At 63.6% G+C, this 10,400-nt stretch carries 7 protein-coding genes and 4 pseudogenes; 10 read left to right on the forward strand and 1 reads right to left on the reverse strand.

Translation table 11 applies throughout. From position 1 onward, the window contains the following. Positions 1 to 671: MCP four helix bundle domain-containing protein (locus HLUSI_RS0123260; RefSeq protein ID WP_016836223.1), on the reverse strand; the 671-nt coding region annotated here is incomplete at its 3' end. A gap of 445 nt (positions 672 to 1,116) precedes the next feature. Here HLUSI_RS0123260 and cuyB point away from each other — a divergent pair. From cuyB to HLUSI_RS35030, 10 genes and pseudogenes are all read left to right on the forward strand, one after another. Then, positions 1,117 to 2,613: a cysteate racemase gene (gene cuyB / locus HLUSI_RS0123270; protein WP_016836225.1), complete on the forward strand. Its 1,497-nt coding sequence runs from the start codon at positions 1,117 to 1,119 to the stop codon at positions 2,611 to 2,613. A gap of 391 nt (positions 2,614 to 3,004) precedes the next feature. Then, positions 3,005 to 4,525, forward strand: a complete 1,521-nt coding sequence (locus HLUSI_RS0123275; RefSeq protein ID WP_016836226.1) for an ABC transporter substrate-binding protein — start codon at positions 3,005 to 3,007, stop codon at positions 4,523 to 4,525. 100 nt (positions 4,526 to 4,625) lie between these two features. Continuing rightward, positions 4,626 to 5,564: an ABC transporter permease gene (locus HLUSI_RS0123280; protein WP_016836227.1), complete on the forward strand. Its 939-nt coding sequence runs from the start codon at positions 4,626 to 4,628 to the stop codon at positions 5,562 to 5,564. A gap of 20 nt (positions 5,565 to 5,584) precedes the next feature. Beyond that, positions 5,585 to 6,478 (forward strand): ABC transporter permease, encoded by an 894-nt coding sequence (locus tag HLUSI_RS0123285; protein ID WP_016836228.1) that lies wholly within the window; start codon positions 5,585 to 5,587, stop codon positions 6,476 to 6,478. Positions 6,479 to 6,490: 12 nt separating this feature from the next. Beyond that, a complete protein-coding gene (locus HLUSI_RS0123290; RefSeq protein ID WP_016836229.1) occupies positions 6,491 to 7,474 on the forward strand; it encodes an ABC transporter ATP-binding protein in 984 nt (327 codons plus the stop codon). 10 nt (positions 7,475 to 7,484) lie between these two features. Further along, positions 7,485 to 8,510 carry an ABC transporter ATP-binding protein gene (locus HLUSI_RS30330; protein WP_269147437.1) on the forward strand — a complete coding sequence of 342 codons (1,026 nt, stop codon included), beginning with the start codon at positions 7,485 to 7,487 and terminating at the stop codon, positions 8,508 to 8,510. A gap of 25 nt (positions 8,511 to 8,535) precedes the next feature. Next, a pseudogene (locus tag HLUSI_RS34710) lies at positions 8,536 to 8,682 on the forward strand (oligopeptide/dipeptide ABC transporter ATP-binding protein); the annotation flags it as partial. A gap of 178 nt (positions 8,683 to 8,860) precedes the next feature. Next, positions 8,861 to 9,271: pseudogene (locus HLUSI_RS30335) on the forward strand (oligopeptide/dipeptide ABC transporter ATP-binding protein); the annotation flags it as partial. 10 nt (positions 9,272 to 9,281) lie between these two features. Next, a pseudogene (locus HLUSI_RS30340) lies at positions 9,282 to 10,130 on the forward strand (ABC transporter ATP-binding protein); the annotation flags it as partial. A gap of 1 nt (position 10,131) precedes the next feature. Further along, positions 10,132 to 10,400: pseudogene (locus HLUSI_RS35030) on the forward strand (oligopeptide/dipeptide ABC transporter ATP-binding protein); the annotation flags it as partial.

Consider the following 10,400-nt stretch of genomic DNA (forward strand, 5'->3'; position numbering starts at 1 on the left):
CCGGCGACGCCGACCGCGGTGACCAGCGGTCGCGTGATCGAGCGCGTGATGAACACCGCCAGGCCGATGCCGGCCACCAGCGCGATGCCGCCCAGCACGATCATGAGCAGGCGCGCGGTCTTGAACAGGTCGTTGACCTGGTGCGTCAGCGTGGTGATGGCGTCGCTCTGCATATTGGACAATTTCTCGATCGAGGCCAGGTACAGCTTGCTGTTGGGCAGCAACTTTTCTTCCACGACCTTGCGGGCGCCTTCTTCGTTGCCGGCGTCCTTTTCCTTGAAGACCTCGGTGTTGGCGGCGATCACCACCTTGCGGCGTTCGTTGATCTCATTGAGCATCGCCTTGCCCTGGTCGTCGACGATGGTCGCTTCCATCTGCTTGACGTATTCGTTGTTCTTGGAAATGGTGGCGACGATCTGGTCCTTGTAGAACTTCTGCTGTACTGGGTCGGCGTTCTTGGCGGCGGCGACGATGCGGCCGACGTTGAGTTCGATCGACTTGTAGAAAGCATTGACCAGCCTTTCCTTGGCCAGTGCGTTGTTGACCATGTAGTCGGTCATGTTGCCCACCGATTGCAGGCGCCAGACGCCGATCGCGGTAATGATGCTCATCAGCACCAGGATGGCGGCGAAACCGATGCCCAGGCGCGTACCGATTTTCAGGTTTTTCATTGTCTTCCCTCGAGGTTGGGCGCTGTTCGCCGCTTGCCTTGTCCCTCCGGCCATGTTTGCAGCTTGTGGCTGTTGGCTCTTCATGCAGGAACAGGCGGATATCCGGTCGATACGATGCGCATCCTGACATTAACGGATGCTGCGATGCCGTACTTGAGGGGAAAGCGAGCCGGTCGCTTAATTATTCCTCGGGGTCAGGAGACCGTCAGCTTATGTCCATCGGCTGTCTTCCTTGTTGCCGGGTTGGCGGCGCCCGGACGGGGCGACCGTACAATGCCTGCCCGGTTGCATGTATATCAGCTGCAACCGGGCGTGGAAAGTCCCGCCCGGCGCCTGTTGCGGCAAACTATGCTTTGGCGACATAACCTCCGTACTACTTTGCATAGCGTCGCGCGCCGCAACGATTATGCTCGGCACATAGAACAACATCCGTGCGAGCGTATCCATGAAAGTCGAACAAATCCAGCGAGCAATGTCGGTCGGCGTGATCGGCGGCCTCGGCGCCATCGGCAGCGCGGACCTGTACGCAAAAATGACGCGCACCGCAGCCAGGACAGTCGGCAAGGACCGCGTCAAGGTGCTGTTCGGCCAACTGGCTTTCGACGACGCCGACATGGCCGGTGCGGAGAATGCCCAGACCAACACGCGCAAGCTGTACGTGTTCGACATGCTGCGCGACTTCGAGCAGCGCGGCACCAGCGCCGTGCTGCTGCCCTGCTTCATCAGCCACACCTTCATCGACGAAGTGCAGGCCGAGATCGGCGTGCCCATCATCGACATGGTCGCCGCCATCCGCAGCCACCTGGCACAGCGCCTGCCCAAGCTGCAAAAGATCGGCGTGCTGACTTCCAGCTACGTGCGCAAGAAGGCGTTGTTCGAGAAATATTTCGCCGACGACTGCGAGCTGCTCTACCCGTCCGCCGTGATGCAGCATGCCTGCCTGATGCGCGCCGTCTACGGCACCACCGGCATCAAGAACGGCTACCTCGACGGCGAGTCGATCGACCTGCTGTACCGCGCCTGCAAGGACTTGCTCGACCAGGGCGCGCAGGTCATCGTGCCCGGCATGACCGAGATCGCCACCGTGGCCGAGGCGCTCAGCGCGCGCGGCATCCCGATCATCGACACCAACCAGATCTATGCGGAATCGGCATTGAGCTTCCAGGCCGAACAGGTGGGACGCTCGTTCAAGATCGGCGTGGTCGGCGGCGTCGGCCCGGCGGCCACGGTCGACTTCATTGAAAAGGTCATCCGGAACACTCCCGCCGCGCGCGACCAGGACCACATCAAGCTGGTGGTCGAACACAATCCCAAGATCCCCGACCGCACCGACAACCTGATCGGCGACGGCGCCGATCCGACCGTGGCGATCTACGCCGCCTGCAAGCGCCTCGAGAGCGACAACGCCGACATCATCGCGATCCCGTGCAATACCGCGCACGCCTTCGTCGAACGCATCCAGTCCTACCTGTCGATCCCGATCGTCAACATGCTGTCGGAAACCGTCAGCTACATCAAGAAGCGCCACGGCGACAAAACCTGCATCGGCCTGCTGGCGACATCCGGCACCATCGCCAGCGGCGTCTATCAACAGGCCGTCGACCAGAACGGCGAGCGCAGCAACGGGCACGGCAAATTCAGCATGATCGTGCCCGACGCCGGGCACCAGGCCATGGTCATGGACGTCATCTACGGCGTGCAAGGCGTGAAAGCCGGCTTCGTCAACGACGACGTGCGCGCCAAACTGCAGCGCGCCATCGCCCATCTGGTCGCCAACGGCGCCGACGTCATCGTGCTCGGCTGTACCGAATTGCCGCTGCTGATCGCCCAGGACGACAAGTTTGCCGTGGCAGGCAAGCGCGTGCCGGTGCTCGATCCGACCGAAATCCTGGCGCGCCGCTGCGTCGCCCTGGCCAGCCCGCAAGGGCGCAAGACGGCGTGAAGCACGCGTTGGCGTTGGCAAACTGCAACAGCGCGGGTTTTGCGGCGACGGCGTTGAAGCAGCGCTGACCGCGCATCGCCGGCGTAAACTCATGCGTCGCACCATTTAGGTGGCACGGCAAAGTCGAGGTTGCACCAAGGCGCACTTTCTCGCATGTCATGAATTTTCTTTTTGGCAATATCCTGATGGCGATTTGTCGCCGTGAACCGCCCTCGTCCGGCGGTTTCTTGTGCGCCGCAATGGCGCTCCGGACAAGGCTTTCCTGCCTTCCGGCCAAATAAAAACCAGGCTTTCTCGCCGTTTTACGCTGCTCTCCGTCCCCAGCCTGTGGCACGATAAATGCATGTCTACTTTGATGTATACATTGGTGCCTACATTTAAAGGAACAACGATGAGCCAGTCTTTTCTTCCGCTTTCATATGCATTAACGCGTCTCTTCACCCGTCTTGCCGCCGCCGGTCTGCTGAGCGGCGCGGTGCTGTCGGCCTCTGCCGCGGTCATCAATATTTCGCTGGACGACGATCCGGGCAAGCTCGATCCGACGCAATCGTCGATGATCACCGAGCGCATCGTCTATCAAAGCATCTTCGACAAGCTGGTGGATCTGGACGAGAGCGGCAAGATCGTGCCGATGCTGGCGCAGCGCTGGACCATTTCCGACGATCAGAAGACCTATACGCTGTACCTGCAAAAGGGCGTGAAATTCCAGGACGGCACGCCGTTCAACGCCAAGGCGGTGGAATTCAACCTGCTGCGCGGACAGGAGAAAGCCTCCCTGCGCCGCAATGAGCTCAAGTACATCAAGCAGATCACGGTGATCGACGACAGCACCGTCAAGCTCGAGCTGACTGCGCCGTTCGCACCGTTCATGTCGATCCTGACCGATCGCGCCGGCATGATGTCTTCGCCGGACGCCGTCAAGAAATATGGCGACGACTACGTCAACAACCCGGTCGGCACCGGTCCCTTCATCTACAAGGGCCGCCTCAAGGGCGCCACCATCACGCTGGAAAAGAATCCGCATTACTGGCAAGCCGGCCTGCCCAAGGTCGACGGCGTCACCTACAAGATCATGAACGACGTCAACGTCGCCTTCAACAATCTGCGCAGCGGCCAGGTCGATATCACCAACCGTTTTCCGTACAAGGAAATCACCAACATCGACGCCGGCGCCAAGTACACCGTCATCAACAAACCGTCGCTGGGCTTCCGCGGCTTTTACCTGAATACCTCCAAGCCGCCGTTCGACAAGAAGGAAGTGCGCGAAGCCGTCGACATCCTGATCGATCGCAACGCCATCGCCAAGGTGGTCTACAACGGCGCCGTCGCCGCCGCGCATTCGCCGTTCAGCAAGGCCCAGTTCGCCCATGGCGACGCCGATGCACCGCCGAAAGTCGACCTCGCGCGCGCCAAGGCGCTGCTCAAGGCGGCCGGCAAGGAAGCCGGTTTCAGCTTCCGCCTGACGCTGCCGACCACGCCGTATGAATCGCAGGTCGGCCAGATGATTCAGGGCATGCTGCGCCCGGCCGGCATCAGCGTCACGCTGGAAAAAGCCGAGCTGGCCACGCAGATCGAGGCAGGCAAGGCGGGCACGCATGAAGCGTTGTTCGTCGGCTGGAGCGGCCGTCCCGATCCTGACCAGAACGTCTACGACTTCACCGTCACCAACGGCTCGCTGAACTATTCCAAGTACGGCACCAAGGAAGTCGACGACCTGCTGCAACAAGCCCGCCTGGAAAGCAACGAGGCCAAGCGCAAGGTCTTCTACGACCAGGCCATGCAGATCCTGGTGAAGGATGTGCCTTACGTCTTCCTGAACCACGACAACGTGCTGTTCGGCATTTCCAAGTCGATCAAGGGCTTCAGGCTGGTGCCGGACGGCGTGATCCGTACGGCCACGCTGTCGAAGTAATCAATCGATAGCGGCCTGGATTGCCGCCGTGGGCGAGGACCTGCGGCGGCAATGCCTTCCGGCCACATTACATGCATTACCCAAGTCTTTCACATCACCCATGTCGCCACTGATCAAACGCATCCTGCTGGTCATCCCCACCCTGCTGCTGGTCAGCATGGTGATCTTTTCGCTGCTGGCGATCCTGCCCGGCGATCCGGTGACCGCCATCCTCGGCCTGGAAGCGACACCCGAAGCGGCGGCCGCGTTGCGCCTACAGCTCGGTCTCGACGATCCGCTGTACGTGCAATACGCGCGCTGGTTGTGGAATGTGCTGCACGGCGACCTCGGGCGCTCTTTCATCGACCGCACGCCGGTCATCGACGTGCTGATGCAGCGCCTGCCGGTGACCATCGAACTGGCGGTCGGCAGCTTCGCCGTCGGCATCCTGATCGCGGTGCCGGCCGGGATCCTCTCGGCGGTGCGCCCGCGCGGCATCGCCAACTACTTCACCACGCTGGTGGCGCTGTTCGGCATGTCGGTGCCGCACTTCTGGCTGGGCATGATGTTCATCATCCTGTTCGCGGTCAAGCTGGGCTGGCTGCCGGCCTCGGGCTACGTGCCGTTCACCGAGGACTGGCGCGGCAACCTGGCGGCGATGTGCATGCCGGTGCTGGCGACCGGGCTGCGCGAGTCGGCGATCCTGATGCGCATGGTGCGCAGCAGCTTGCTCGAAGTGCTCAATGAAGATTACATCCGCACTGCGTTCTCCAAGGGCCTGCGCGACTGGCAGGTGGTGATCGGCCACGCGCTGCGCAATGCGCTGATCCCGGTGGTCACGGCCAGCGGCCTGATGGTGTCGGTGCTGCTGGGCGGGCTGGTGATCACGGAAAGCATCTTCGCCATTCCGGGCATGGGCAAGATGATCGTCGACGCCATCTTCCAGCGCGACTACGTCATGGTGCAGGGCGGCGTGCTGGCCGCCGCGCTGATGGTGGTGATCGTCAACCTGGCGGTGGACGTGCTGTACACCGTCATCGATCCGCGCATCGAAAGGTGACCGCCAACATGAAAGCAAATATGGACCAGGCCATCGCCACTCCCGCTAATGCAGCGGACGCCCTGCCCCGCCGGCAACGCTTCACCGGCCTGCGCCGTTTCGCCGGCAATCGCCTTGCCGTGCTCGGCGCCGCCATCATTCTGCTGCTGGTGCTGATCGCGATTTTTGCGCCGCTGCTGGCGACGCACGATCCTATCTTCGACCAGGACTACGGCAACCTGCTGTCGGGTCCCGACACGACCCACTGGATGGGCACCGACGATCTCGGCCGCGACATCTTTTCGCGCATGCTGTACGGCGCGCGCATCTCGCTGCAGGCGGCCCTGATCGCGGTCGGCCTGGCCTTCTGCGTCGGCGTGCCGGTCGGCATCGCCAGCGGCTACTTCCGCGGTTTCTGGGATGAGTGGGTGGTGATGCGCATCGTCGACGCGCTGCAAGCCTTCCCGCCGCTGATCCTCGCGCTGGCCCTGGCGGCGGCGCTGGGCGGCGGCTTCTACAACGCCATGGCGGCGGTCGGCATCGGCTTCGCGCCAGCCTTCATCCGTCTCGCGCGCGGCCAGGCGATGAGCATCCGCAATCTCGATTACGTCATGGCGGCGCGCTCGGTCGGCGCCGGCCACCTCCGCATCATGTGGCGCTACGTCCTGCCGAATGCGATGGCGCCGCTGATCATCCAGGCCACCTTCGCGATGGGCTCGGCCATCATCGCCGAAGCCGGCTTGTCCTACCTCGGCCTCGGCGCTCGCGCGGAAGATCCGAGCTGGGGCTCGATGCTGCATATCGCGCAAGGCTACCTGAACACCAATCCGACGCTGGCGCTGTGGCCGGGCGTGGCGATCTTTGCGGTGGTGCTGGGTTTCAATTTGCTGGGCGACGGCATTCGCGAAGTATTCGACCCGAAACTGTACCGCTAGAGAGAACCGGCCATGTTGGAAGTCAACAATCTAAAAGTCGAATTCGTCCGCAACGGCAAGCGCGTGGCGCCGGTCGACGGCGTCTCGTTCTCGGTCGGCGCCAATGAAACCGTCGGCCTGCTGGGCGAATCCGGTTGCGGCAAGAGCGTCACTGCGCTGTCCATCCTGCGGCTGTTCCCGATGGCCAGCAAGGCGCAGCTGAGCGGCTCGGTGCAATACAACGACGGCGTCAGGGTCAGCAACATGCTGGAAGCCGACGACGCCACCTTGCGCAGCATGCGCGGCAAGGAGATCGCCATGATCTTCCAGGAGCCGATGACCTCGCTCAACCCGCTGCATCGTATCGGCCACCAGCTGCGCGAGATGCTCAAGGTGCACGGCAATCTGAGCCGCAAGGACATCGACGCGCAGGTCATCGCCATGCTGCAGCGGGTCGGCCTGCCGCGCGCCGAGCAACTGGTCGACGACTATCCGCACAGTCTCTCGGGCGGCATGCGCCAGCGCGTGATGATCGCCATGGCGCTGCTGTGCAATCCCGGCCTGCTGATCTGCGACGAGCCCACCACCGCGCTCGACGTCACCATCCAGGCGCAGATCCTCGACCTGATGCGCGCACTCAAGCGCGAGCATGGCACCGCGATCCTGATGATCACGCACGACCTCGGCGTGGTCGCCGAAATGTGCGACCGCGTGGTGGTCATGTATGCCGGCCAGGTGGTCGAGCAAAGCAGCGTGCGCGACCTGTTCGACGCGCCCGCCCATCCTTATACGCAAGCGCTGATGCGGGCGCGGCCGGCGCTGGATGCCGTGCCGGGCGAGCCACTGGAAGCGATTCCCGGCGCGGTGCCGTTGCCGGGTTCGGTGGAATCCGGCTGCCGCTTCGCCGCGCGTTGTCCGAAGGTGCAGGAGCGTTGCCGTCGCGATGCGCCGACGCTTGATGCCGTAGATGATCGCGCAGGCGACGGCCATCTGGCGCGTTGCTGGTATCCGAATTGAAGAGGCCGACATGAGTTCCGCTCCCCTGCTCCAGGTCTCCGGCCTGAAAAAACATTTCGCCGCCGGCAAGCGCGGCGCAGCGCCGGTCAAGGCGGTGGACGACGTCTCGTTCGCCATCGAGGAAGGCAAGACGCTCGGCCTGGTCGGCGAATCCGGCTGCGGCAAATCGACCACCGGCCGCAGCGTGCTGCGCCTGATCGAGCCGACCGCCGGCAGCGTCAACTTCATGGGCGAGGAAATTTCCAAATTATCTTCTTCCGCCCTGCGCGCCATGCGCCGCAACATGCAGATGGTGTTCCAGGATCCGTTCGCGTCGCTCAATCCGCGCATGACCATCGGCGAGGTATTGGAAGAACCGTTGATCGTGCATGGCCTGTTCGATCGCGCCACGCGCAAGCGCAAGGTCGCCGAAATCCTCGACGTGGTGGGGTTGAGCCAGGCTTATGCCAGCCGCCATCCGCATGAATTCTCCGGCGGCCAGCGCCAGCGCGTCGGCATCGCGCGCGCCATCATCACGCGGCCGAAACTGGTGGTCGCCGACGAAGCCGTATCGGCGCTCGACGTCTCGATCCAGGCGCAAATCCTCAACCTCCTGCAAGAGCTGCAAAAGGAATTCGCCCTCACCTATCTGTTCGTTTCGCACGACCTCGCCGTGATCCGCCACGTCAGCGATAGCATCGGCGTGATGTACCTCGGCCGCATGGTCGAGTACGGCAGCTGCGAGAGCGTCTACGGCGCGCCCAGGCATCCCTACACGCAGGCGCTGCTGTCGGCGATCCCGCGCGAGCATCCGGACCAGGTGCGTCAGCGCATCGTGCTGCAAGGCGGCATCCCCAATCCGGCGTCGCCGCCCCCGGGGGGGGGGGGGGGGTTTTTTGCGGCCGAAACTGGTGGTCGCCGACGAAGCCGTATCGGCGCTCGACGTCTCGATCCAGGCGCAAATCCTCAACCTCCTGCAAGAGCTGCAAAAGGAATTCGCCCTCACCTATCTGTTCGTTTCGCACGACCTCGCCGTGATCCGCCACGTCAGCGATAGCATCGGCGTGATGTACCTCGGCCGCATGGTCGAGTACGGCAGCTGCGAGAGCGTCTACGGCGCGCCCAGGCATCCCTACACGCAGGCGCTGCTGTCGGCGATCCCGCGCGAGCATCCGGACCAGGTGCGTCAGCGCATCGTGCTGCAAGGCGGCATCCCCAATCCGGCGTCGCCGCCCCCGGGGGGGGGGGGGGGGTTTTTTCGGCAAATCGACCACCGGCCGCAGCGTGCTGCGCCTGATCGAGCCGACCGCCGGCAGCGTCAACTTCATGGGCGAGGAAATTTCCAAATTATCTTCTTCCGCCCTGCGCGCCATGCGCCGCAACATGCAGATGGTGTTCCAGGATCGCCAGGCGCAGATCCTCGACCTGATGCGCGCACTCAAGCGCGAGCATGGCACCGCGATCCTGATGATCACGCACGACCTCGGCGTGGTCGCCGAAATGTGCGACCGCGTGGTGGTCATGTATGCCGGCCAGGTGGTCGAGCAAAGCAGCGTGCGCGACCTGTTCGACGCGCCCGCCCATCCTTATACGCAAGCGCTGATGCGGGCGCGGCCGGCGCTGGATGCCGTGCCGGGCGAGCCACTGGAAGCGATTCCCGGCGCGGTGCCGTTGCCGGGTTCGGTGGAATCCGGCTGCCGCTTCGCCGCGCGTTGTCCGAAGGTGCAGGAGCGTTGCCGTCGCGATGCGCCGACGCTTGATGCCGTAGATGATCGCGCAGGCGACGGCCATCTGGCGCGTTGCTGGTATCCGAATTGAAGAGGCCGACATGAGTTCCGCTCCCCTGCTCCAGGTCTCCGGCCTGAAAAAACATTTCGCCGCCGGCAAGCGCGGCGCAGCGCCGGTCAAGGCGGTGGACGACGTCTCGTTCGCCATCGAGGAAGGCAAGACGCTCGGCCTGGTCGGCGAATCCGGCTGCGGCAAATCGACCACCGGCCGCAGCGTGCTGCGCCTGATCGAGCCGACCGCCGGCAGCGTCAACTTCATGGGCGAGGAAATTTCCAAATTATCTTCTTCCGCCCTGCGCGCCATGCGCCGCAACATGCAGATGGTGTTCCAGGATCCGTTCGCGTCGCTCAATCCGCGCATGACCATCGGCGAGGTATTGGAAGAACCGTTGATCGTGCATGGCCTGTTCGATCGCGCCACGCGCAAGCGCAAGGTCGCCGAAATCCTCGACGTGGTGGGGTTGAGCCAGGCTTATGCCAGCCGCCATCCGCATGAATTCTCCGGCGGCCAGCGCCAGCGCGTCGGCATCGCGCGCGCCATCATCACGCGGCCGAAACTGGTGGTCGCCGACGAAGCCGTATCGGCGCTCGACGTCTCGATCCAGGCGCAAATCCTCAACCTCCTGCAAGAGCTGCAAAAGGAATTCGCCCTCACCTATCTGTTCGTTTCGCACGACCTCGCCGTGATCCGCCACGTCAGCGATAGCATCGGCGTGATGTACCTCGGCCGCATGGTCGAGTACGGCAGCTGCGAGAGCGTCTACGGCGCGCCCAGGCATCCCTACACGCAGGCGCTGCTGTCGGCGATCCCGCGCGAGCATCCGGACCAGGTGCGTCAGCGCATCGTGCTGCAAGGCGGCATCCCCAATCCGGCGTCGCCGCCCCCGGGGGGCGCAGATCCTCGACCTGATGCGCGCACTCAAGCGCGAGCATGGCACCGCGATCCTGATGATCACGCACGACCTCGGCGTGGTCGCCGAAATGTGCGACCGCGTGGTGGTCATGTATGCCGGCCAGGTGGTCGAGCAAAGCAGCGTGCGCGACCTGTTCGACGCGCCCGCCCATCCTTATACGCAAGCGCTGATGCGGGCGCGGCCGGCGCTGGATGCCGTGCCGGGCGAGCCACTGGAAGCGATTCCCGGCGCGGTGCCCAAAAAAAA

This window comes from Herbaspirillum lusitanum P6-12 (assembly GCF_000256565.1).
Lineage (GTDB): Bacteria > Pseudomonadota > Gammaproteobacteria > Burkholderiales > Burkholderiaceae_D > Herbaspirillum > Herbaspirillum lusitanum.